The organism is Frankia nepalensis (genome assembly GCF_016786325.1).
GTDB classification, from domain to species: domain Bacteria; phylum Actinomycetota; class Actinomycetes; order Frankiales; family Frankiaceae; genus Pseudofrankia; species Pseudofrankia nepalensis.
The window spans coordinates 1-23,701 of sequence record NZ_JADWYU010000213.1; the positions used below are offsets into that span (position 1 = coordinate 1).

Here is a 23,701-nt window from a genome sequence, read left to right on the forward strand (position 1 = left end):
GACTGGTGCCGGGTAGGACCTGTGGGCCCGGGGTCGGTCCTGGTATCGGGTCGGGTTCTTGGCTGGGTTTCGTTTGGGCGCCCAGGGGCGGCCATTGCCGCTTCGCCGTCGGGGCGCGGGGCGCCCCGACCGGACTGGTGCCGGGTAGGACCTGTGGGCCCGGGGTCGGTCCTGGTATCGGGTCGGGTTCTTGGCTGGGTTTCGTTTGGAAGGGGGGCCTAGCGGCGGGTCGCGCGGTGGCGGCCGGCTGGGGGCGTGGCGGGCCGGTGGCCCGTGGTGGGTTCGGCGCCCGCCGCGGGGGCGGGCCGGTCGTGGTCCTCGTCGGCGTCGAGCGGTTCGAGGCCGCCGAAGGCCGGATCCCGTTCCCGGGTGCCCTCGTCCTCGTCCACGGCGTCGCGGCGGGTGTCGGCGGGCGGCGCGGGCGCCCGCCGGCCGGCGTCGTCGTCCCACGGGTCCCTGGGATCCCATGCGTCGCCGGCTTCCCGGCCGGCGTCCGCGGCGGCGTGCGGCTGGCCAGCCTGGGCATGGGGCTGGACCGCCTGGGCGTGGGGCGTCGGCCGCCCGGCGGGGAGCGGGTCGTCAGGGGTCACATAGCCGTCAGGGGTCACATAGCCCTCGGACGGGTCGTCATCGAGGCCCGTCGCGGTGGGGCGGGAGGCGACTCGCATCCGGCGCAGCGCGCGGAACGGGACGGCCAGCACAAGCGCCATTCCGGCCGCGCCCAGCAGCGGCAGCGCCCACAGCAGCGGGCTGTTGTGCTCGTCCTCGTCGCCGCCGGCGACGACGGAGGCGGTCGCCGCCGGGCTCGTCGGGGCCGCGGCCACCGCCGCGCAGGCGGCGGCTCCGGCGGCGGGCGGCGCGAGCGGCGCCGTCCCCGCCGGGGTACGGGCGACCCGCAGCGTGATCTCGGCCGCGCCCGGGTCCGCGGCCAGGCACAGCAGCGCCGAGTCGGGCCGCGAGAGCACCCGGCCGCCGGTCAGCTCGACCCGGTAGCCGGTGGGGTAGGCCGCCGCCGGCAGGCTGACCGCGGTCGCCAGGCCGGCCGGCGCGGCGCCGCCGGTGGGCAGCGCCACCCGGTAACGCAGGGTGAACGTGCCGGCGGCGTCGACTCCGAACTCGACCGGGTCACCGGCGACCGCCAGCGGGTAGGGCCTGGCCAGCGCCGCCGGGGCGCCGCCAGTGGCCGCCGGGTAGAGCCAGCCGATCAGGTTGCCGTCCGCGGCGGCGGTGAACGCCGCGTCCTCGCCGCCCGGCCAGCCGGTGAGGTAGCCGGCCGGGTCGTTGACCGCGACCGTCGCCGCCGAGTTGAACGGAGCCGGCTGCTCCCGCCAGAGCAGGTGGAACGGGTCGGCCGCGCGGACGGCCGCCGCCGCGCCGGGCGCGCGCGCCGCCTCCTGCGCGGTGATCTCGTAGCCGATCAGCCCACCGGTGTCGCGGAACGCGGCGGCCAGCCGGCCGACGGCGGCGGTCAGCGCGGAGGCCGACGCGACGGCGCGCCCGTCGGCCGGGACGACCCGCAGCACCACCCGGAAGCCCCGGTCGGTCAGCGTCCTGACCAGCGCGGCCGCGCTGGTGAGGCCCGGGTCGCCCTGGGAGGGGCTGGCGGCGCCGGCGAGCGGGTCGGGGAAGCGGCCCGCGGTGGTCAGCGGGACCGTCACCCCCACCACGCTGAGCCCCATGCCGATCCAGCCGTCCAGGTCCGTCGCGGCCGGGGTGACTCCGGCCGGCAGCAGCAGGCCGTGCGCGATGAGCACCCGGCCCTCGGTGTCGGTCAGGTACTGGTTGGTCCGGGTGACCGTCCCCGGCGGCGCCTGCGTGGCGCCCGGGGTCGTCGCGAGACCGGCGGAGCCGGCCGGGGAGGTCTGGGAGCCGGTCTGGGCGGTCTGCTGGGAGATCCGTGAGCCGGTCGGGCCGGCCGGCGTGGCCGGAGTCGTCTGCCGGTCCGGAGCCGTCCGCGTGGCCGGAGCCGTGGCGGCGCGCGCCGCCACCGGGAACACCACCGGCCAGGACGCCAGCGTGAGCAGGAGACCGGCCAGCAGGGCGCCGGCCGCGCGCCGGCGGGCGGGCGGGCACGCGGCCTGGTCGTGCGCGGAATATGCCCCCACGTCCCCTATCCTGCCGTGCCAGGCGCCCTGAGGCCCTCCGGGCCGGGGTCGGCCCGCCCGGGCGCGCGGACGGTGGTTACCGGCCGGCGCGGATCCTCGCCGACGGTGTCGCGGGAGTGGTGCCGAAGCAGCTGACACGTCGGGCGTGGCGGTGGCGTCGGCCAGGCAGCCGGTCAGAGCCCGGGGGAGCCGTGGCGCGCGGCGGCCGAGGTGTCCCGGCCGTCCGTGGGCGTCGCGGAGCCCGTGTCCGGCGGCGTCGCGGCGTCCGCGCCCCTGGGCTTGGCGGGCCTCGTGGGTCTGGCGGGCTTGGCCGGCTTCGGGGCCTTCGGGGCCTTCGAGGGCTTCGCCGCCGGTGAGCCGTTCGCGGCGGCGAGGCCGGCGGCCTCGGCCGCCGCGGCGGCGCGGGCGGTCGCGATCTCGTCCTTGGCCCGCTGGGCGTACACGTCGACGTACTCCTGGCCCGACAGCTGCATGAGCTCGTACATGATCTCGTCGGTGATGGATCGCAGTACGAACCGGTCGTCGGCCATGTCCTCGTAGCGGCTGAAGTCCAGCGGCCGGCCGATCCGGATGCCGACCCGGCGGATCTTCGGCATCGTGCGGCCCTGCGGCTGGACCTCGAACGTGCCGATCATCGCGACCGGGATCACCTTGACCTTGGACTCCAGGGCCATCCGGGCCACGCCCACCTTGCCGCGGTAGAGCCGGCCGTCCGGCGAGCGGGTGCCCTCGGGATAGATGCCGAGCAGCTTGCCCTGCCCGAGCACGCGCACTCCGGATCGCAGCGCGGCGTCGCTGGCCTTCCCGCCGCTGCGGTCGATCGGCAGCTGCCCGACGCCGCTGAAGAACATCCGTTTCGCCCGGCCCTTCACCCCGCGCTGGGTGAAGTAGTCGCTCTTCGCCAGGAACGTCACCCGCCGGGGGACCACGAACGGAAGGAAGATCGAGTCGAGGAAGGACAGGTGGTTGCTGGCCAGGATCGCCGGTCCTTCGGCGGGCACATGCTCCAGCCCTTCGGCCCAGGGCCGCCAGAACATGCGCAGGAACGGGGACAGGAACACCTTGACGACCCAGTAGAACACGGCAGCTCCCTGCTCGGCCGCGCCGCGGCCCACGGTCTCCGGCGCCCGGGGCCAGCATTCTTGATGCCACCGGTCCTGGTGCCACCGGTCGTCCCGGCGGCCGTGCCCGATGGTCGAATCGACCCTAGCCTTCCGGGCCGGTGCCCGGGAGCAATCCCCCGTCCCGCGTCACCGTCGGGTGTCCCCGGCTTCCGGTCGAACCGCCGGACCGGGGCCGGTGTTGTTCCGTAGGTTCGGTACAGGTGCGGCTCAGTAGCGTCACCCACCGATCGACCTGGCGCGGGGGTCGCCGGCGTTCCGGGGCACGGCGCGGCCGGGACGGTCGAGGATCCTGGCATGGGCGGGCCCCGGCCGTGGTTCGACCAGAGGGTGCCGTGCCAACATTTTCGCCAGGCGCGGGCCGTAGGCGACGTGGGGAAGGCGGGTCCGATGGCTTCTGCCGACCAGGGACGGGGTGGCGCGTTGGCCTCCCCAGGCATCGCGGCGCGGCCGGGCACCCTGCTGCCCGGCGCCGAGCCGTTCGAGCTGGGTGCCTCGGGCGACGTCGGGGTGCTGCTGGTGCACGGCTTCACCGGCACTCCGCAGAGCATGCGGCCATGGGGCGAGTCCCTCGCGGCCGCGGGGCTCGACGTGCGGTGCCCGTTGCTGCCCGGCCACGGCACCCGGTGGCGGGACCTGGCCGGGACAGGCTGGCGTGACTGGTACGGCGCCGTCGACGAGGCCTTCGGGCAGCTGCGGGCGCGCCACAGCCAGGTGTTCGTGATGGGGCTGTCGATGGGTGGGACGCTGACGTTGCGGCTCGCCGAGGAGCGTGGCGCCGAGGTGGCCGGCGTGGTCACGGTCAACCCGAGCCTCGGCACGGACCGCTGGGACGCCAGGCTGGCTCCGCTGATCGCGCGGGTGCGTCCGTCGGTCCCCGGGATCGCCAGCGACATCAAGGCCGCCGGGGCGCGCGAGGTCGGCTACGACCGGGTCCCGGTGCGGGCGTTCATCTCCCTTCAGGAGCTCTGGAGGATCACCGTGCCGGATCTGTCCAGGATCGTCTGCCCGGTGTTGACGTTCCGGAGTGTCGTCGACCATGTGGTCGAGCCCAGCTCCGGGCGTCGGCTGCTGGCCGGGGTCACGTCGGCTCCGGTGACCGAGCGGCTGCTGCCTGACAGCTACCACGTCGCCACGCTGGACAACGACCGGGAGACGATCTTCCAGGGCAGCGTGGAGTTCGTCCGGGTCCACGCCGGCACGCCCGCCCAGCGGCCGGCGGCCGTGGACGGCGATGCCTGAGACGACGGAGGCGGATCAGATGGCTCCCGCTGGGCCCCGCCAGGGTGCCCGCCCTGGTAGAGCCCGCCGTGCCGATGGTGCCCACGGTGACGATGGCGCCCGCCGTCGTGGTGGCGCCCGCCGTGACGAGGGCGGGGCTCCGAGTCGCGCCGGCGGGTGGCCGGGCGCCAGGCCGGCTGACCTCGAGCCGTTCGAGCTGGCGGGCGCGCGAGACGGTGGGAGCGGCGGCCTGGACGACGAGACGGGGGTCCTTCTCCTGCACGGGCTGACGGCGACGCCGTACAGCGTGCGGGAATGGGGCGAGTTCCTTGCCGCGGCCGGGCTGACCGTGCGCTGCCCGCTGCTGCCGGGGCACGGGACGCGTTGGCAGGACCTGGCGAGCGTCGGGTGGCGTGACTGGTACGACGCCGTCGACGACGCCTTCGAGGATCTGCGCCGCGGGCACGCGCGGGTCTTCGTCATGGGGTTGTCCATGGGCGGGACACTGGTGTTGCGGCTCGCCGAGGAGCGCGGCGCGCAGGTGGCCGGTGTGGTCACCGTCAACCCAAGCCTTGGCTCCGACCGGTGGGCCACGCGGCTCGTCCCGCTCGCCGGCCGGGTGGTGCGGTCGGTGCGCTCGTCGCCGCGAGGGGGCCGGCTGTATGGGAGGTACAGCGACATCAAGGCACCCGGAGTCCGCGATGTCGGCTACGACGAGGTTCCGCTGCGCGCGTTCGCGTCCCTGCGTGAGCTGTGGGCGGTCACGGTGCCCGACCTGCACCGGATCGTCTGCCCGGTGTTGACGTTCCGGAGTGTCGTCGACCATGTGGTCGAGCCCAGCTCCGGGCGTCGGCTGCTGGCCGGGGTCACGTCGGCTCCGGTGACCGAGCGGCTGCTGCCTGACAGCTACCACGTCGCCACGCTGGACAACGACCGGGAGACGATCTTCCAGGGCAGCGTGGAGTTCGTCCAGGCGCTCGCCCCCGTGCCCGCCACCGCGGCGCGGGCGGGCGTGGCGCGGGTGACCGTGGCTCCCGGCCCGGCCATGGCGGTCGAGCCCGATGCCTGACACCCCCGACCCCCGGCCGGCCGACGGCCCCGCCGACCGTCCGGCGGACGACGACGTCTTCGCCGACCTGGTCTCCCGCTTCCATGACGAGCCGGCCGAGCGGGACTGGCCGGAGGCCGAGGACGTCACCTCCGCCCGGGCCGGCGAGCAGCCGACGCGGGCCGTCGACGCGGCCGTGGACGGCTCGGACGACGACGGGGAGGGTGGGCCGCACCAGGCAGCCCCACCAGGCTCTGGAGCCGGCGATGGGCCGGCACGGGGCCGGACCGTTCGCGACGAGCTCGACGACGCCATCGCGCGCGGCCTCGCCGGCGCCTCGGGCCCACGCCGCGCGGGCGGTGGCGACAAGCCGGGCGAGGACCGCGCCGACGCCGCCGCGGGCGAGCGTTCCGGCACCGACCGCGCCGACGGCCACGATGCGGCCGACGCCGCCGACGACCACTACGTGCCGCCGCCACCGCCGAAGGCCCCCCGGATCCGGCCGGTCACCCGGCTGGCCGTCGGCGCGATCGTGCTCGGCGTCGTGATCCTGCTCATCCCGGAGCTCTTCAGCCTGGCTGTGGGCGGTAGTCAGGAGATCGCCGGGGTACTCCTCATCCTGGGAGGAGTAGGGGTACTGGTCGCGCGGATGGGTGATCGTCCATCCACCGACGAGGAGGGCCCGGACGACGGCGCCGTCCTCTGACGCTCTGGCACGGTTTCGTGCTCGGCGCGGCGGGCGACCAACGAGGTGGCGAGCCGTGGCGCGCCGACGATCTGTGCGCCAGGCTGGGTGGATCCGGCCGGGCCGCCGGCGTCGCCGGAGTGCCTGGCGCGCGCGGCGCCGGCCTGGCATGGTCATCCAACCGGGGTGGCCGCCCTGACCAGGCAGGGCCCTGGCCGGGTGGGGCGGCCGGTCGGCCGCCGGCGGGTGGGCGTGCCGGTTCGGCCGGCGGGACGGGCGGCCCAGGGCTGGGGCCGTCCGGAACTGGACAGAAAGGGACGGCGGCGTGCGTTTCTACGAGAAGGTCGAGGTCCACGGGCACCTCATGGATACGGGCGTGCTCGCCCGCGTGCTCGATGACGTGCTCGACTACGGCGGTGACTACCGGGTCGACCACATCGACCTGGGCAGGACGCACGACGACGAGTCCCACGCGGTGATCACGGTTGGCGCCGACTCCGAGGACCTCCTGATGCGCGTCCTCATGCGCATCCAGGTGCACGGGGTCAACCGGCTCGAGCCAGGTGAGGTCGTGCTGCGGCCGGCCGACCGCGACGGGGTGTTCCCCGCGGACTTCTACGCCACCACCAACCTGGAGACCGTCGTGCACCTCGACGGCCAGTGGGTGCCGGTGGAGCAGCCCGAGATGGACTGCGGCCTGGTCGTCTCCGGGGGTCGGGTGCGCACGGTGCCCGTCGCGGAGGTCCGCGCCGGCGACCAGATCGTCTGCGGCTCGTCCGGGGTGAAGGTGGTGCTGCCGATCACCGATCACTCCACCCACTCGGCCCGCTCCTTCGGCACGTTCGGCGCGCTGTCGCTGCCGCCCGCCGGGTCCACCCAGCCCCAGGCGATGCTGGTGCGCGCCATCGCCCGGCAGATCCGCGAGGTCAAGGCCGAGCGCCAGCAGGTGCTCTGGGTGGCCGGCCCGACGGCGATCAGCACCGGGGCCGGGGGCGCCCTGGTCGCGCTCGTCGAGGCCGGGTACGTCGACGTGCTGTTCGCCGGCAACGCGCTGGCGACGCTCGACATCGAGCAGTCCCTCTACGGCCACCCCTTCGGCCTCGGCCCGCTGCGCAGCAGGCGGGTGCAGCGCGGCAACGAGCAGCACATCCGGGCGATCAACACGATCCGGCGGGCCGGCTCGGTGCGGGCCGCGGTCGAGCAGGGCGTGCTGACCCAGGGCGTCATGCACGCGATGGTCAAGGCCAACAAGACGTTCGTGCTGGTCGGCTCGGTGCGTGACGACGGGCCGCTGCCGGACGTCCACACCGACGTGCTCTCGGGCCAGCGCGCGATGCGCGCGGCGCTGCGCGGGGTCGGCTTCACCGTCATGGTCGCCACCGCGCTGCACTCGGTCGCGACCGGCAACATCCTGCCGGCCTCGGTGCCGCTCGCCGCCGTCGACATGAACCCGTCAACGGTCGCGGCGCTGACCGACCGGGCCGCCACCCAGGCGCTCGGCGTCGTCGCCGACACGGGCCTGTTCCTCGAACACCTGGCCAAGGAGCTCGTCCCCGACTACCAGCCCCCGACGCCGCCGGCCACCTTCGCGGACGGCCGCTGACCGCCCGCCCGCTCGCCGCGGCCGGAGCGCGGCCCGCCCTGGCGCGTTCCTCGCCCTCGCCCCGCCCCTGGCGACCCCCGCCCCCTGGTGACCCTCGTCGCCGGGGACGAGCGGCAACGGGTTGACTGGGGGGGTGCGCGGCGAGCGGTACTTCTACGACACCGAGTTCATCGAGCGGATGGACCACGGCCATCTGTGGCTCGACCTGGTGAGCATCGGGGTGGTCAGCGAGGACGGGGAACGCGAGTACTACGCGGTCTCCACCGAGTTCGACCCGAGCCGGGCCGGGCCGTGGGTGCGCCGCAACGTCCTCGACCAGCTGCCGCCGCCCTCGGCGCCCCAGTGGCGCTCACGCGCCAGGATCCGTGATGATCTTGCCGCGTTCCTCGCCGCCGACGGCGAGGTGGAGCTGTGGGCCTGGTACGGCGCCTACGACCATGTCGTGCTCTGCCAGCTGTTCGGCATGATGCCGGCGCTGCCGCCCGGGATACCGCGGTTCACCCGCGACCTGCGCCAGCTGTGGGACGAGACCGGCCGGCCGCGGCTGCCCGCGCCGCCGCCGGGCGCGCACGACGCGCTGGTCGACGCCCGCCACAACCTGGCCCGGTGGCGGATCCTCGCGCCGCTGCGGGCTGGACGGGTGGCCTGACCCGGGCGCTCACCGGGAACGTCGGCCGCCCGGGAAACCGGGCGGCCGCGGGCCGCCGCGCACCGGGTTCGCGAGCGGGCCGCGAGCGGGCCGCGAGCGGGCGGCGGCCGGGTGACGGCGCGCGGGTCGCGATCGTGGGCCGCGCCCGACGGGAGCGGTCCGTGCCCAGGGCGGGACCACGCGCCGCCCGGGGTGTCGCCGGTGTCTTCCGGTCGTCGGCATGTGGACCTTGTGATGGCCACCACGCGGCCTTACGCTCCGTCGTCGATCGGGGTCGTCATCCACTGGAGGGCGTGTGCCGTGAGGATCGGTGTGCTGACGGGCGGCGGGGACTGCCCTGGACTGAACGCGGTGATCCGCGCGATCGTGCGCAAGGGCGTCGGCGTGTACGGGCACAGCTTCGTCGGGTTCCGCGACGGCTGGCGCGGGCCGCTGGAGGGGGACACGGTCCCGCTCGACGTGGGGGCGGTGCGCGGCATCCTGCCCCGTGGGGGCACGATTCTCGGCTCCAGCCGGACCAATCCGTACAAGCTGGCCGACGGCGCCGACCGGATCAGGGCGACGCTCGCGGCCCACGGCGTCGACGCGCTCATCGCGATCGGCGGCGAGGACACCCTCGGGGTGGCCAGCCGGCTGTCCGAGGAGGCCGGCGTGCCCGTCGTCGGGGTGCCGAAGACGATCGACAACGACCTGGCCGCGACCGACTACACCTTTGGCTTCGATACCGCCGTCAACATCGCGATGGAGGCCATCGACCGGCTGCACACGACCGCGGAGAGCCACCACCGGGTGCTCATCGTCGAGGTGATGGGCCGCCACGCGGGCTGGATCGCGCTGCACAGCGGGATGGCGGGCGGCGCGAACGTCATCCTCATCCCGGAACGGCCCTTCGACATCGACAAGGTCTGCGCGCTGGTGGAGAGCCGGTTCGCGACCCACTACGCGCCGATCATCGTGGTCTCCGAGGGGGCCACCCCGCTGGCGGGCACGATGGTGATCAAGGACGGCGAGCTGGACGCGTTCGGGCACGTCCGGTTGCAGGGCATCTCCGGGGTGCTGGAGGCGGAGATCAAGGCGAGGACCGGACGGGAGTCGCGCGCCACCGTCCTCGGGCACGTACAGCGCGGCGGCACCCCCACGGCGTTCGACCGCTGGCTCGCGACCCGCTTCGGGCTGCACGCGATCGACGCGGTGCACGACGGCGCCTTCGGCACGATGACGGCGCTGCGGGGCACCCGGATCGAGCGCGTCCCGCTGCGCGACGCCGTCCGCGAGCTCAAGCTGGTCCCGGAGGAGCTCTACGCCGAGGCCGAGGTCTTCTTCGGCTGAGGTCGCCCGTACGGGGAGCCGGTCGGGTGGCAGCCAGTGGTATACCGGCTGACCGGCACCCGTGCCCGCGGGTGCCGACCACCCGGCCCGGCGCCGTGGTCGCTCGAAGCACGATCGTGCCGCCGCGGCGCCCGCGGCCGGCCGTGCGATGAGATCAACCGGGCGGCAGGATGCCCTTGAGCACGGCCAGTGTCGGTTCTCGGCCGCCCTCGATGTGCGCGTAGGCCAGCGCGGCGGCGAGGTCGGTGTTGCCGGAGCAGATGGCGTCCCGAAGGTCGTGATGTTCGCGGCACGCGACCCGCGGGTCGGGTGCCGCGGACAGTCGGGAGATCCAGCGAGCGCGTCCGGAGACCGGGCGCATGAGCGCCGAGAGCAGCGAGTTCTGGGCGAGCTCGATGATCACTTCATGGATGTCGGCGTTCGCCGCGATGATCTCCGTGAACTCGCCCCTCGCGAGGGCGTCGTCAGCGGCGTCGACCGCGGCGACCAGGGCCGCGGGCGAGGCGCCCGCGGCCACCCGCTGGGCGGCGAGCCGCGTGCCGTAGACGTCGACGCCCAGCCGGACGGCGTACAACTCCTCGATGTCGCGCATCGTCAGCTCCGCGACGGTCGCCCCGCGCCGGGGCGACGTGGTGATGAAGCCGTCCGACTGCAGGCGGGGCAGCGCCTCTCGCACCGGTATGCGGGACACCCCGAGGGCGTCCGCGATCTCCCGCTCCCGCAGGCGTGACCCCTGCGCGTAGGTGCCGGCGATGATGCGATCGCGGATCTCCCGGCAGACCTTGTCCGCCAACGACTCCGCCGGCGAGGGTGAGTCCTCGCCCGCGAGCCGGTCGGTCACCGCGTCCTCGTCGTCCATGCCGTGCGCATCTCCGCGATCATCCCCAGGTCCGAGCCGTCGCGACCATTCTGGCATACCAGTGGCTCGTCGGTAGTCTCGCCTTGATCGGAAGGCCGCATGCTTTTACCGCCCGGAAACGGGCGGGCAAGCGGGCTGTCATCGGTGCTGTCTTCACTTGGCATACCAGCTTGGCATACCAAGTTGGTATGCCAAGCTTCGCAGGGGGCTCGATGACTGTTGCGACTCCAACCGGCGCGACCCACCGCGCCGGGCTGTCGAAGATCGCCGCGTACGTCGCGACGATCGAGGACCCGGCCTGCTGGGACGCGGCCAGCCTCCAGGCACGCCGGGACAGCTGGGAGCTGACGCTGACCGATGCCCAGGCGGACCAGCTGCGCGACGCGGTGCGCGCGACGAGCGCCGCCTCCGGCGACTGGCGGACGAACCGGTCGCCGGGCGCCTGGCTCCCCGCGACAGAGGGCCTGGCCGGCTTCTTCGGACGGTGCGAGAGCTCGTTGGAGGGCGGCGTGGGCATCGCCCGGCTGCGCAACCTGCCGGTGAGCCGCGACGACGCCGACATCCTCTACAACGAGAACCTGCTCTGGGCCATCGGTAGCCGACTCGGCCACCCGGTCAACCAGATGGGCGGCGGCAAGGTGCTGGCTCGCCTGAGGGACCTGCGCGACCCGCGGCGGGGCCGGGACACGAAACCTGAGGACACCAACGACCCGCTGCGCCACCACACGGACGGATCGGACCTGCTGGCGCTCATGTGCGTGCGCCAGGCGGTGACCGGCGGCAACTCCTTCATCTCCAGCTCGGCCCGCACAGTGCGCGAGATCGCCCGCCGCGAGCCGGAACTGCTCGTGCCGCTGCTGGAGGACTTCTTCGCGTTCGACCGCAACGAGGAACAACCCGACGGGGAGGATCCCTTCTACCTCACCCGGCTGTGCGTGATCATCGGAAGCTCGATCAGCACCCGCTACTCCCGGGAGATGATCGAGGGGGCCCAGACCGCGCCCGGCGCGCCCCCGCTCACGGCGCGCCAGCGACGCCTTATGGACGTCTTCGACGAGATCGCCGCCGAGGGCGGGGCGGAGGTCGACTTCACCTCGGGCGACCTCATGGTCGTCAACAACTACAGCGTGCTGCACGGCCGGTCGAGGTTCCACGACGCCGACGACCCGGCTCAACGGCGGCTGCTGCTGCGGCTCTGGATCGCGATGCACAATGCCCGTCCACTGCCGTTCGACTGGGACCGCGGTGTCAACACCGACGGCGTCGGCCGGGGCGGCGTGCCGCTGAAGAACGCCGGGATGAACTGACATGAACCGCTCAAGGGGTCCGCGGGACATGGACCCGGAGGACATGGACCCGGAGGACATCGACTCGCCGGAGGCGGGCGCGGGGTGTCTCGAACTGTGCTCGCTGCATGTGCGGCTCGGTGGGCGGGCCATCCTCGCCGGCATCGACCTCGTGGTAGCGCCCCACGAGTTCGTCGCGTTGGTCGGCCCGTCCGGCTGCGGCAAGACCACACTGCTCGGCACGGTCGCCGGGTTCGTCCGACCCGAGCACGGCGAGGTCCGCTACGGTGGCCGGGCCGTCGTCGGGGCCGGGCCGGAGCGCGCGATGGTATTCCAGGATGACGCGGTCTTCCCCTGGATGCGGGTCCGGACGAACGTCGCCTACGGGCTGAAGGTCCGCGGTGTGCCGCGCCACGAGCGGGCGCGCCTCGTCGACGAGGCGCTGGACCTGGTCGGGCTGCGGTCCAGCGCCGGCCTGTGGCCGCGGCAGCTCTCCGGTGGCATGCGCAAGCGGGTCGACATCGCTCGCGCGCTGGCCGTCGACCCGCCGGTGCTGCTCATGGACGAGCCGTACGGCGCGCTCGACATGATGACCAAACAGCGGCTGCAGACCGAGTTCGAGGAGATCTTCGAACGGTCGCGGATGACGGTCCTGTTCGTCACCCACGACCTCGAGGAGGCGGTGTACCTGTCCGACCGGGTCGTCGTGCTGGCGCCGCGGCCTGGCCGGGTCGCCGAAACCTTGGAGATACCGCTGCCACGGCCCCGGCCCGCGGAGGTGAAGCTGACGCCCGAGTTCCAGGATCTCCGCCGGCGGCTCGGGCGGCTGGTCGAGGCCGCCGAGGCGGCAGCCGATGTCAGGGGGGCGGCATGACGGCGCCCACGAGGCCGGTGGCGGCCACGACCTCGGTAGCGACCACCGTCACAGCGCCGCCGTCTGCCCTGACGGGCACGGCGCCCGCGGCGCCCGCGGCGCCCGCGACGACGACGGCGCGGGCAGGAGCCTCACGGCCAGCCGGTGCTGGGCCAGGGTCGAGGCGCCGGTCGTGGCTCCGGCCGTCGGCGCGTCGCCTGGCCCGGCGCGCCCTCCTCCGGGCCCTGGTCCCCACGCTGCTCGTCGCGGCGTGGTGCGCGGCCTCCTACGGCGGGCTCGTGCGCGAGATCTACCTGCCGACGCCGACGGCCATGTGGTCCGCGTTCGTCGACATGCGGGATGCCCTGCCCGGGGCGCTCGTCACCAGCGTCGGGATGACGCTCACCGGATATGGCCTGGGGCTCGCGCTGGGTGTCGGCATGGGCCTCGCGTTCGCGTACTCACAGCTGCTGCGGGACCTTCTCGGCGGTGTCCTCGATTTCATCAGGCCGACGCCGGTATTCGCGCTGATCCCATTGTTTCTTCTGTGGTTTGGAATCGGCAGAGGACCGCAGATCGCATTGATCGCGATGGGGACGAGCGTCGTGCTCAGCGTGACGACGCTCGACGCGGTACGCAACGTCAGTCCCACACATATCCGGGCCGCCGCGACCCTGGGCGCGACCCGTCGGACCATCTACCGCACGGTCGTGCTGCCGAGCATCTTCCCGCACCTGCTCGGGGCGGTGCGCTTCTCGGCTGCCGCGGCCTGGGGCCTCGACGTCGCGGCCGAGCTGATCGGGTCCCAGAACGGTCTGGGCTACCTCATGATGACGCGGCAGCAGTACATAGACACCGCGGGTGTTCTCGTCGTCGTCGTCATCTACGGGCTGCTCGCCACCGTCCTCGACCGCGTCATCGTGCTGGTGGAGCGGCCGCTCACCGCCTGGACCACCCGAGAACAGCCCTCCGCCACGGAAACGGCCTTCCGCGCGGGCTAGGAGGCCCCGCGCGTCGGGACGGCCGACGGCACGTCGAGCCGCCGCGGGGCGCCCGCGAAACACCCGCGGCGCCGCGCCGCTGGGACGGCGGCGGTCGACTCCGCCCGGAACGTGTCCTCATCCTGCCCAAAAACAGCGCGACATCCTGCCCAGAAACAGGGCGAAAAGAATGGAAGAGAAAGGGAGCAAGAATGTCCAGAAGACCGTGGCGCCCACGCGTGGGGGCGGCCGTCGCCGCCCTCGTGGTCGTGGCTCTCGGTGCCTGCTCGTCCTCGTCGCCCGATGAGCCATCCGGGCCGGATCTGACCACCGTCCGGGTCGGCATCGGGCCGTTCCTCGACAACCAGACGCTGCCGCTGGCTCAGCAGTTGGGCTTCGCCACCGAGCAGGGCATCAAGTTCGAGTTCAAGACACTCCCGTCCAACGACGCCATCTACCAGGCTGTCCAGACCGGCCAGCTGGACGTGGGCGCGGGGACGATCCGAGGGCTGGTGCCGCTGGCCCAGACGGCGCCGACCCTGCGGAACTACATCATCCGCGACCAGTTCCTGGGCTTCTTCCTGGTCGGGCGGACGGAGGACGACCCGCCCGTGTACGCCGATCTCGTCGACCAGGGCCGCGCGCCCGAGGAGGCGAAGACGACCGTCCTGCGGTCGTGGGTCGGCAAGACATTCAACATCGTCGGCTCGCAGAACTTCGCGCCGATCGCGGCTGGCCTGCAGGCGGCGGGCATCGACCCGGAGTCAGTAAAGATCAACAACTTCGCCGACGACGCCAAGGCGGCGGCCGCGTTCCAGAGCGGGGAGGGCGACTTCTACACAGGCAGCCTGCCGATCCAGAGCGCGCTGCTGCTGGACCACCCGGATGACTACGTGAACGTCGGCGGCTACGAGGTGCTCGGCCCGGCCGGGCTGGCCTACGACACCTGGACGACCAGCCAGGGCTGGCTGGACGAGAACCCGGAGCTGGCACTCAAGGTCCTCGCTGTCGTCCTGAAGACGTCCCGGTACATCGACGACAACCTCGACAGCGCGGCGCCCAAGCTCACCGACCTGGTGAACACCGCGTCGGCCGGCAGCCTGCCGGTGGACCAGGTGAAGCTCCTCGCCACAGAGTTCACCGACTTCCTGACGCCGGAGGACCTGACGTCGAAGGTGTTCGCGCCGGCCAGCCCGTACTACTGGCAGAACGAGGTCAAGCTCGACATCGAGCAGAGCTCACCGGCGCCACCGGCCGACTACGACCCCGCCGAGGTCGCGAACGCCGAGGAGTGGTTCCAGAAGCTGCGGGCGAACAGCGCGCTGATGTCCTGGGTCAACGGGCCGCTCAACTAGCCCAGGGCGGGCCGCGACGGTCACCCGCGGCCCCCTTGCCGGCCGCGTCGTCCGTGCTCTCGACTCCGGCGCTCGCGGGACGCCACCTGGTTTGCCACCACCAGGTGGCGTCCCTGCGTCTGGCCCGTCGAGGTCCGCCGCGCCCAGGGTGCGCTGAAACTGACAGGAAACGTTCTACGGGTGCCCGTACGCTGGCAGTGTGAGTGACCTCCGAACTGACGGCGGACAGGACTGGGCGCCGATGGCCCAGACGGATCTCGAGCGGTCGCGGCCGGACCTGGACTTCTGGCGCACGCTCCCCGTCAAGCAGCAGCCGAACTGGCCGGACCAGGGCGAGCTGCGGGCCGCCTACACCCAGCTGTCGGCGCTGCCTCCGCTGGTGACCGCCCCCGAGGTCCGCTCGCTGACCGAGCACCTGGCGGCCGTCGCCCGGGGCGAGGCGTTCCTGCTGCAGGGGGGCGACTGCGCCGAGACCTTCGCGGCCAACACCGCGAACAAGATCCGTGACAAGGTGAAGACGCTGCTGCAGATGGCGGTGGTGCTCACCTACGGCGCGAGCACCCCGGTGGTGAAGGTCGCCCGGATCGCCGGTCAGTACGCCAAGCCGCGGTCCGCGGACATCGAGGCGTCCACCGGCCTGCCCTCGTACCGGGGCGACGCGGTGAACGACATCGCGGTGACTGCGCAGGCCCGGCGCCCCGACCCGGCGCGGATGGTGGCCTCCTACCACCACAGCGCCGCCGCCCTGAACCTGATCCGGGCGTTCGCGTCCGGTGGCTTCTCCAGCCTGTCCCAGGTGCACGAGTGGAACAAGGCGTTCGTGCGGGACTCGGCCGCTGGCCGGCGCTACGAGGTGATGGCGACCGACATCGAGCGGGCGCTGGCGTTCATGGCCGCCTGCGGCATCGACCTGCAGCGCACCGCCGAGCTCGGCGGCGTCGAGCTGTACACCAGCCACGAGGGCCTGCTGCTGGAGTACGAGCGGGCGCTCACCCGGGTGGAGGAGGCGACCGGCGCGGTCTGCGACCTGTCCGCCCACATGATCTGGATCGGCGAGCGCACCCGCGACCTCGACGGCGCGCACGTGGACTTCCTGTCCAGGGTCGGCAACCCGATCGGCTGCAAGGTGGGGCCGAAGGCGACGCCCGACGAGGTCATCGCGCTGGTCGAGAAGCTCAACCCGGATCACATCCCCGGCCGGCTCACGCTGATCTCGCGGATGGGCGCCGGCAAGATCCGGGACGCGCTGCCCTCGATCGTCGAGAAGGTCAACGGCGCGGGCCACCCGGTCGTCTGGGCCTGTGACCCGATGCACGGCAACACCCGCGACGTGAGCGGGGTGAAGACCCGCCACTTCGACGACGTGCTCGACGAGGTACTGGGCTTCTTCGAGGTCCACAAGGAGCTCGGCACCCATCCCGGCGGCCTGCACATCGAGCTGACCGGCGACGACGTCACCGAGTGCCTCGGCGGCGGCCAGGAGATCGGCGAGGCCGACCTCGCCGGCCGCTACGAGACGGCCTGCGACCCGCGGCTGAACACCAGCCAGGCGCTGGAGCTGGCCTTCCTGGTGGCCGAGATGCTCCAGGCCACCCGCGCCCGCCGGGCCGCCCACTCGCGGCACGCCTGACCGCGGTCACGCCAGAGACGACGGAAAGGGGGCGAGCCCGGCGGGCTCGCCCCCTTTCTCGTGGGCTGGTGCCGGTCGCGGCCCGGCGGCGGGTCAGTTCAGCCGGACCGAGACCTTGGAACCGCGCTCGACCACGGTGCCGCCCTCGGGGGCGGTGAACTGCACCTTGTCCCGGTCGTTCTTCCATCCGGACAGCCAGTCCTTCTCCGGCCTCAGGCCCGCGCCGCGCAGGATCCGCTCGGCGTCCTTCCAGGTCCTGCCCTGGACGTCGGGCACCTGGACCATCACCCCGGAGCCGTCGCCGCCACCGCCGGCCGACACGAACAGGGTGACGGTGTCCCCGGCCTTCACCGTCTGGCCCGGGTCCGGCGACGTGCGCGCGACCCGGTCGCGCGAGACCGCGCCGCTCTGGTCGACGTCCCGCCTGACCTGCAGACCCAGCGCCTCCAGCTCGGCCTTCGCCTCGTTGTAGCTCTTGCCGATGATGTCGGAGGGGACCTGGACCTCGTTCTTGCCGCTGCTGATCACCAGGGTGACCTGGGTGCCCTCGATGACCGGCTGGGCGGCCGGCGGGTCGGTCCTGATGATCTTGTCTTCCTCGACGTCGTCGCTGGGCTCCTGCTGGGTGCCGCCGAAGACGAGGTTCTCCGCCTCGAGCTGGTCCTGCGCCGCCTCCAGGGACATCCCGCTGAGGTTGGGGACGGGGATCTTCTCCGGCCCGAGCGACAGGATGATGGTGACCGTGTCACCCGGCTCGACCGTGGCGTTGCCCTTGGGGGACTGGTCGACGACCTTGCCCTCGGGGATCGTCGGGTGGTTCACCGGCGTGCCGTAGGCCCACTTCAGGCCGTCGGTGCTCAGCTCCGCCTCGGCGTCCTCCTTGGACAGCCCGGTCAGCAGCGGCACCGAGCCGCCGGCGCCGCCGCTGACCAGCGCCCGCGCGGCGAGGACGACCAGGATCAGGGCCACGACGGCGGCGACCACACCCCACGCCCACGTCGGCGGCCGCCAGCCGCCGACCCGTAATCCGTCGCGGCGGTGGCCGGCGCGCGGCGCGTTCGCGTGGGCCCGCCTGGCCGGCGCGCCAGCGTCCGGTCCGCCGCGGCCCTCGCGGTGGCCGCGGCCGCCCGGGTGGCCGGGGTCCCGCGGGTAGCCGGACTCGTCCAGGTAGGCCGGGGTCTCGTGGTACTCGTCCAGCCCGCCCGGCCGGGCCTCCATCCGCGTGGGGGCGTAGCGGTCCGCCGCGGCCGGCGGGGCGTACTCGTCCTGGTAGGACGCCACCGCGGCGCCGGCCGGCATGGCGTCGCCGACGTAGGGCAGGACCTGGCGGATCTCCTCCAGGAACGCGACACCGTCGGCCGGCCGCGCGTCCGGCCGGCGGGCGGTGGCCCGCAGCACGAGGGCGTCGAGCTCGCGCGGAATGCCGGGGACGATCGTCGACGGCGCGGGGACGTCGCCGTGCACCGACTGGTAGGCGACCGACATCGGGGTCGCGCCCGTGTGCGGCAGCTGGCCCGTGAGCATCTCGAACAGCACGACACCGGCCGCGTACACGTCGCTGCGGTAGTCGGAGGTGCCGTGCGTGACCTGCTCGGGCGCAAGATATCCGACCGTTCCCATCACCACGCCCTGGGTGAGCGCGGCGGTCGGCTGGGCGAGCGGGCGGGCGAGGCCGAAGTCGGCGACCTTCACCTGGCCGTCGTCGCCGAGCAGGATGTTCTCCGGCTTGATATCCCGGTGAATGATGCCGGCCACATGGGCGGCGGTCAGCGCGTCCGCGACGGCCTCGACGATCTCCAGTGACTCGTAGGGGTCGAGGTGGCCGTGCGCGCCCAGGTGCTGGCGCAGAGACCGGCCGCGCACCAGTTCCATGACCAGGTAGTTCAGGACCCCGGCCGGCGTCTGCGCCGAGCCGTAATCCATCACGGAGACCACCCGCGGGGTGTTCAACTGGGCGACCGCCCGGGCCTCCCGATGGAACCGGGCGACGAAGTCCGGTTCGTGCATCAAGTTCGGATGCATCACCTTGAGGGCGACCATCCGGTCGAGGCGGTTGTCGTGCGCGACGTAGACCGTCGCCATACCGCCGACGGCCAGCCGCTCCTGCGCGGTGTACCGGCCGTCGAGCAGGCGACCGATGACGGGGTCGGCGACCGTGGCATCCACGTCGGCCAGTTTACGATTGCGCGCCTTGGGCGAACTCGGCCCGTCGTGTGGTCACCTTCCAGACATACCCGGCCGTATCCGGGAAGAAACCGTGGCGTCGCACTGAGTCAAGCCCCTGGTAATACGCCCCGATCGCGGTCAGCTGGTCCGGTGAAGTCGCACCTAGCAGGAAACGCAGGAACGCCACCCCACCGGTGATGTTGTCGTGCGCGTCGGCCCGGTCGATCGGCTGGCCGAGCATTCCGGCCAGCCAGGCCGCGGTGCGGGGCATCAGCTGCATGACGCCGACCGCGCCGACGTGGCTGACCGCCGTCGGGTCGAAGCCGGACTCGACGGAGGCGACCGCGAGCGCCAGCGCCGGGTCGACGCCCTGGCGCGCCGCCTCGGCGCGGATCAACTGCCTGATCGCCCGCTCGTCGCCGCTCGCGGGCGGGCCGCCCCCCACGGCGCCCGCCGCGCCGGGCCCGGCCCCGGCGCCGTAGGCGCCACCGCTCGCGGCGGCGGCGGTCGCCGCGGCGGTGTCCGTCATGGCGGCCGCGGCGGTGCCCGCCGCGGCCGTTCCCGTCGCGCCGGCGACGGGGGAGCCGGGCGGGACGATCAGCAGGAGCTGGCCGATCTGGAGGCCGTCGCCCGGGTCGAGCCCGTTGAGCTCGGCGAGCTCGGCTACGGTCAGGCCCGCCCGGGCCGCCAGCAGCGACAGCGACTCGCCTGGCTCGACGACGTGCCCCCCGGGTGGCGCGGCCCCGGTCTCGCCGGCTCCGCCTCCCTGACCTGGCGGGGCCGCCGGGGCCGTCCCGGGGCGGGAGCCCGGCAGGTACAGAAGCTCCCCGATCTTCAGATCGTCGGTGGACAGGCCGTTCATGGTCCTGATCCGCTCGACCGTCGTGCCGTGCCGTTCGGCGAGCGACCACAGCGAGTCTCCGGGGCCGACCTCGTACGGACCCCACCCACCGGCCGCCGCGCCGCTCAGGGCCGCGACGGTCAGCAGGCCGGCCAGCATCCCGACGCCTCGCCGGGTCGCCCGGCCGGGCCGGATGACTCGCGGCGGCGCGGGTCGGCGCGTCGGGCGTCGTGGTCGCATGCGGTTCCTTCCGAAGCCGGGCGGCAACGACCGACAGTGACGGATCGAGCGCGCGACGACAAGATCATCTGACTGTCGGGCGCAGGGACCATGTGGTACGCGCAGGGGGACGTGCCCGGGTCCCCCGATGTCGGGCTTCGCCGGGCCCCGCGGGAGGCGACCCGGGCATAGAATCCTCGCCGGACCCGGGGAGCCCGCGGAGGCGGGCTGAGAGGCCGACCAGATCCGTCGGCGACCCGTCGACCCGATCGCGGTCATGCGCGCGTGGGGATGGGGAGCGATGATTCTGGAAGCGCTGGCCGAGGACGAGCCGCTGCGGATCGCGGGGCAGGACTTCTCCAGCCGGCTCATGGTCGGAACGGGGAAGTTCGGTAGCCACGCGCTGATGCGGGACAGCCTCGTGGCCAGCGGGGCCGAGATCGTCACGGTCGCGCTGCGCCGGGTCGACCTCGCGCGGGCGGGCGAGGGCGACGTGCTCGACTTCGTCCCGCCGGGAATGACGCTGCTGCCGAACACGTCGGGCGCCGTGACCGCCGAGGAGGCGCACCGGCTCGCCCGGCTTGGCCGGGCCGCGACCGGCAGCCAGCTCGTCAAGCTCGAGGTCACCCCCGACCCCCGCACGCTCGCGCCGGACCCGGTGGAGACGCTGCGCGCCGCGGAGCTGCTGGTCTCCGACGGTTTCACCGTGCTGCCCTACTGCCCGGCCGACCCGGTGCTCGCCCGCCGGCTGGAGGAGGCCGGCTGCGCGACCGTCATGCCGCTGGGCAGCTGGATTGGCTCCAATCGTGGCCTGCGTACCCGCGACGCCCTCGAAGTGATCATCGAGGCGGCCGGCGTGCCGGTCGTGGTCGACGCGGGTATCGGCGTCCCGTCCGACGCCGCCGAGGCGATGGAGATCGGCGCGGCCGCGGTCCTCGTCAACACCGCGATCGCGGTGGCGCGCGACCCGGTGGCGATGGCGCGGGCGTTCGCGCTCGCGACAGTCGCCGGCCGGCTCGGCTACCTCGCCGGCCGGGGCGCCGTGGGCGCGCCGACCATGGCCGAGGCGTCCTCACCGCTGACGGGCTTCCTCGGCGCCCAGCCGGGGAGCGTCGCGCCGTGAGCGCGCCGCCAGGGGAGTTCGCGAAGGTCCTCGCAGACCTGGACCCGCCGAGGCTCGCGGCCGCGGGAGGGCGCGCCGGCGACGCCGCCGTGACCTCCGTGCTCGCCACCGCCCGCGCCGGTGGCCGGCTTGGCCTGTCCGACCTCGCCGTCCTGCTCTCCCCGGCGGCGACCGGCCGGCTCGAGGAGCTGGCCCGCGTCGCCCGCGAGACGACGCTGCGCCGTTTCGGCCGCGCGGTGCGGCTGTTCGCCCCGTTGTACGTCTCGAACGCCTGCCTGTCGTCGTGCACGTACTGCGGCTTCTCCAAGGGGCTGCCGGTCGTGCGCCGGACGTTGTCCGCCGGCGAGACCGAGACGGAGGCGCGGCTGCTCGCCGAGCGAGGTTTCCGCCACCTGCTGCTCGTCTCGGGCGAGCACCGGGTCGAGGTCTCCGCCGACTACCTGGTCGAGATCGTCGAACGGCTGTCCCCGCTGTTCCCGGCGATCTCGATCGAGACGCAGACCTGGTCGGACGACACCTACGCCCGGCTCGTCGCCGCGGGCCTCGTCGGCGCCGTCCATTACCAGGAGACCTACGACCGGGCCCGCTACCGCGAGGTCCACGTCGCCGGCTGGAAGCGCGACTTCGACCGGAGGCTGTCGTCGTTCGACCGGGCCGGCGCCGCCGGGGTCCGCCGGCTGGGCGTGGGCGTGCTGCTGGGCCTGGCCGTCGACTGGCGGGCCGACGTGCTCGCGCTCGCCGCGCACGCCACGTTCCTGTCCCGGCGGTACTGGCGGACGGAGGTCACCGCGGCCCTGCCGCGGATCAAGCCGAACGCGGCGGGGTTCCCGCCGGTCGTCGTCGTCGACGACGCCGAGTTCGTGCAGGCGCACGCCGCGCTGCGGCTCTACGAACCCGACCTGGACCTGTCGCTTTCGACCCGGGAGCCGGCGCCGATGCGCGACGGGCTGGTCCGGATCGCGGTGACCACGATGAGCGCCGGCTCGTCCACCGAGCCCGGCGGCTACGGGACGCCGGGCAGCGCGCAGGAACAGTTCTCGATCAGCGACGAACGCCCGCCGGACGCCGTCGCGGCGATGCTCGTCGAGGCCGGCTACGACCCGGTCTGGAAGGACGCCTTCCCGCTGGTCGCGGGCCGTTCCTGAGGCCACGGCGCGCGTCCGCGCGGGTGGTCCAGGTGATGTGACCGGCGCGATATTGCCCGGCGTCGCGCGGGGCCTGCTTCGATAGCCTGCCGCTATGGAGCGCGTTGTCATCGTGGGAGCGGGGCTGGCCGGTGGCCGGACGGTGGTCGAGCTGCGCGAGCAGGGATACACCGGCCAGATCACCCTCATCGGGGCGGAGCCGCACCTGCCCTACGACCGGCCGCCGCTGTCCAAGGCGGTGCTGACCGGCCGCACCGACAGCACCCAGCTCCCCTACGGCCTGCACGACCTGGACGGCGTCGAGCTGCTGCTCGGCCGGCACGCGACCGGCCTCGAGCCGGGGGCCGTCCACACCGACGCGGGCCCGGTGACCTACGACGCCCTGGTGATCGCCAGTGGTTCGGCCCCGATCCGGCTGCCCGGGGCGCCGGGCCAGCGGGTGCTGCGCACCATCGACGACTCCCTCGCGCTGCGCCAGGCGCTGCGTCCCGGGGCGCGGCTCGTCATCGTCGGCGCCGGCTGGATCGGCGCCGAGGTCGCGACCGTCGCCGCCAAGCTCGGCGCCGAGGTGACCGTCGTCGAGGGCGGCGGTCACCCGCTCGCGCCGCTGGGCCGAGAGGTCGGCGGCCACGCCGTCCACTGGTACGAGGAGGCCGGCGTCACGCTGCGGGTCGACGCGATGGTCGACAAGATCGGTGAGGACGGGCTGCTGCTCGCCGGCGGCGAGTTCGTGCCGGCCGACGAGATCGTCGTCGGGGTCGGCGCGCGTCCCGACGTCGGCTGGCTCGCGGGCTGCGGGCTGGTCGTGGAGCGCGGCGTCGTCGTCGACGAGCACCTGCTCGCCGGCTGGGCGCCGGACACGCCCGGCGCCCCCGGCGCGGCGCCGGTGCTGGCGGTCGGGGACTGCGCGGCCTGGTGGTCGGTCCGCTACGGCCAGCGGATGCGCGTCGAGCACTGGGACACGGCGCAGACCGCGCCGGCCGCCGCGGCCACCACCCTGCTCGGCCTCGCCGCCGGCCGGCCCGTGGGCGACCTGCCCGTCTACAACCCGGTCCCGTACTTCTGGTCGGAGCAGTTCGGCAGGATGGTGCAGTTCGCGGGCCTGCCCGCCGACGACGCGCACCTGGTGTTCCGCGGCGACCCGACGGCCCGCAAGGAGCCGGACGCGAAGAAGGCCCCGGGCTGGTCGGCCGGCTGGTTCGCGCCGGACGGCACCCTGACCGCTCTGGTGACCGTCGCCCGCCCGATCGACATGGTCGCCGGCCGGCGGCTGCTCGCCGCCGACGCCCGCCCCGACCAGGCCCAGTTCGCCGACCCGGCGGTTCCCCTGAAGGCCCTGCTCGAGGGGTGAGCCGCTCGGGCGGCCCTCGTACGTCGGACGCGCGCCGCCGCTCGCGCGCGAGCGGGGGAGGCGGGAGGCCGGAAGGCGAGGGCCGGGCGGTCCGGCGGCGGAAGCGGTGGTCCTGGTTCCACATCTCATGAC

At 73.8% G+C, this 23,701-nt stretch carries 19 protein-coding genes; 14 read left to right on the forward strand and 5 right to left on the reverse strand.

Going from position 1 to position 23,701, the window contains the following annotated elements; genetic code table 11:
* Window positions 1-218: 218 nt before the first annotated feature.
* On the reverse strand, window positions 219-2,105 hold the full coding sequence (locus I6A81_RS33720; protein ID WP_203007434.1) for a hypothetical protein: 1,887 nt from the start codon (window positions 2,103-2,105) through the stop codon (window positions 219-221).
* A gap of 173 nt (window positions 2,106-2,278) precedes the next feature.
* Entirely contained in the window at window positions 2,279-3,187 is a 909-nt protein-coding gene (locus I6A81_RS33725) for a lysophospholipid acyltransferase family protein (RefSeq protein ID WP_203007433.1), read from the reverse strand.
* A gap of 429 nt (window positions 3,188-3,616) precedes the next feature.
* Between I6A81_RS33725 and I6A81_RS33730 the strand changes: the two genes are divergently transcribed.
* The 6 genes from I6A81_RS33730 (at window position 3,617) to I6A81_RS33755 (ending at window position 9,761) form a co-directional block, all read left to right on the forward strand.
* On the forward strand, window positions 3,617-4,468 hold the full coding sequence (locus I6A81_RS33730; protein WP_203007432.1) for an alpha/beta hydrolase: 852 nt from the start codon (window positions 3,617-3,619) through the stop codon (window positions 4,466-4,468).
* Between the two features lie 19 nt (window positions 4,469-4,487).
* The gene (locus I6A81_RS33735) at window positions 4,488-5,516 is read left to right on the forward strand and encodes an alpha/beta hydrolase (RefSeq protein ID WP_203010404.1); all 1,029 of its coding nucleotides are present in this window, start codon (window positions 4,488-4,490) and stop codon (window positions 5,514-5,516) included.
* Window positions 5,509-6,201 carry a DUF308 domain-containing protein gene (locus I6A81_RS33740; protein WP_203007430.1) on the forward strand — a complete coding sequence of 231 codons (693 nt, stop codon included), beginning with the start codon at window positions 5,509-5,511 and terminating at the stop codon, window positions 6,199-6,201. The genes I6A81_RS33735 and I6A81_RS33740 overlap by 8 nt, the downstream gene beginning before the upstream one ends.
* A 304-nt stretch (window positions 6,202-6,505) precedes the next feature.
* Window positions 6,506-7,783, forward strand: a complete 1,278-nt coding sequence (locus I6A81_RS33745) for an ornithine cyclodeaminase family domain (protein ID WP_203007429.1) — start codon at window positions 6,506-6,508, stop codon at window positions 7,781-7,783.
* A gap of 133 nt (window positions 7,784-7,916) precedes the next feature.
* The gene (locus I6A81_RS33750; protein ID WP_203007428.1) at window positions 7,917-8,432 is read left to right on the forward strand and encodes a polyadenylate-specific 3'-exoribonuclease AS; all 516 of its coding nucleotides are present in this window, start codon (window positions 7,917-7,919) and stop codon (window positions 8,430-8,432) included.
* Between the two features lie 300 nt (window positions 8,433-8,732).
* A complete protein-coding gene (locus I6A81_RS33755; RefSeq protein WP_203005411.1) occupies window positions 8,733-9,761 on the forward strand; it encodes a 6-phosphofructokinase in 1,029 nt (342 codons plus the stop codon).
* Between the two features lie 154 nt (window positions 9,762-9,915).
* Here the strand turns inward: I6A81_RS33755 and I6A81_RS33760 are convergent, their stop codons facing one another.
* The gene (locus I6A81_RS33760) at window positions 9,916-10,620 is read right to left on the reverse strand and encodes a GntR family transcriptional regulator (protein ID WP_238429925.1); all 705 of its coding nucleotides are present in this window, start codon (window positions 10,618-10,620) and stop codon (window positions 9,916-9,918) included.
* 212 nt (window positions 10,621-10,832) lie between these two features.
* On the opposite strand from I6A81_RS33760, the gene I6A81_RS33765 reads away from it, so the two are divergent.
* From I6A81_RS33765 to I6A81_RS33785, 5 genes are all read left to right on the forward strand, one after another.
* The gene (locus I6A81_RS33765) at window positions 10,833-11,927 is read left to right on the forward strand and encodes a TauD/TfdA family dioxygenase (RefSeq protein ID WP_203005413.1); all 1,095 of its coding nucleotides are present in this window, start codon (window positions 10,833-10,835) and stop codon (window positions 11,925-11,927) included.
* Between the two features lie 28 nt (window positions 11,928-11,955).
* Window positions 11,956-12,780 (forward strand): ABC transporter ATP-binding protein, encoded by an 825-nt coding sequence (locus I6A81_RS33770; RefSeq protein ID WP_203005414.1) that lies wholly within the window; start codon window positions 11,956-11,958, stop codon window positions 12,778-12,780.
* 278 nt (window positions 12,781-13,058) lie between these two features.
* A complete protein-coding gene (locus tag I6A81_RS33775; protein WP_203005415.1) occupies window positions 13,059-13,760 on the forward strand; it encodes an ABC transporter permease in 702 nt (233 codons plus the stop codon).
* Between the two features lie 191 nt (window positions 13,761-13,951).
* A complete protein-coding gene (locus I6A81_RS33780; RefSeq protein ID WP_203005416.1) occupies window positions 13,952-15,094 on the forward strand; it encodes an ABC transporter substrate-binding protein in 1,143 nt (380 codons plus the stop codon).
* Window positions 15,095-15,335: 241 nt separating this feature from the next.
* On the forward strand, window positions 15,336-16,724 hold the full coding sequence (locus I6A81_RS33785; protein ID WP_203005428.1) for a class II 3-deoxy-7-phosphoheptulonate synthase: 1,389 nt from the start codon (window positions 15,336-15,338) through the stop codon (window positions 16,722-16,724).
* Window positions 16,725-16,817: 93 nt separating this feature from the next.
* Here I6A81_RS33785 and pknB read toward each other — a convergent pair whose 3' ends face one another.
* Complete coding sequence (gene pknB, locus I6A81_RS33790) at window positions 16,818-18,890, reverse strand: Stk1 family PASTA domain-containing Ser/Thr kinase (RefSeq protein WP_203005417.1); 2,073 nt, start codon at window positions 18,888-18,890, stop codon at window positions 16,818-16,820.
* A gap of 10 nt (window positions 18,891-18,900) precedes the next feature.
* The gene (locus I6A81_RS33795) at window positions 18,901-19,971 is read right to left on the reverse strand and encodes a lytic transglycosylase (RefSeq protein ID WP_203005418.1); all 1,071 of its coding nucleotides are present in this window, start codon (window positions 19,969-19,971) and stop codon (window positions 18,901-18,903) included.
* A gap of 280 nt (window positions 19,972-20,251) precedes the next feature.
* Between I6A81_RS33795 and I6A81_RS33800 the strand changes: the two genes are divergently transcribed.
* The 3 genes from I6A81_RS33800 to I6A81_RS33810 all read left to right on the forward strand — a co-directional run bounded on the left by I6A81_RS33800 (window position 20,252) and on the right by I6A81_RS33810 (window position 23,569).
* Complete coding sequence (locus tag I6A81_RS33800; protein ID WP_203005419.1) at window positions 20,252-21,073, forward strand: thiazole synthase; 822 nt, start codon at window positions 20,252-20,254, stop codon at window positions 21,071-21,073.
* Entirely contained in the window at window positions 21,070-22,218 is a 1,149-nt protein-coding gene (thiH, locus tag I6A81_RS33805; protein WP_203005420.1) for a 2-iminoacetate synthase ThiH, read from the forward strand. Before I6A81_RS33800 ends, thiH begins: the two co-directional genes overlap by 4 nt.
* Window positions 22,219-22,312: 94 nt before the next feature.
* Window positions 22,313-23,569 carry an NAD(P)/FAD-dependent oxidoreductase gene (locus tag I6A81_RS33810; RefSeq protein ID WP_203005421.1) on the forward strand — a complete coding sequence of 419 codons (1,257 nt, stop codon included), beginning with the start codon at window positions 22,313-22,315 and terminating at the stop codon, window positions 23,567-23,569.
* Window positions 23,570-23,701 lie beyond the last annotated feature (132 nt).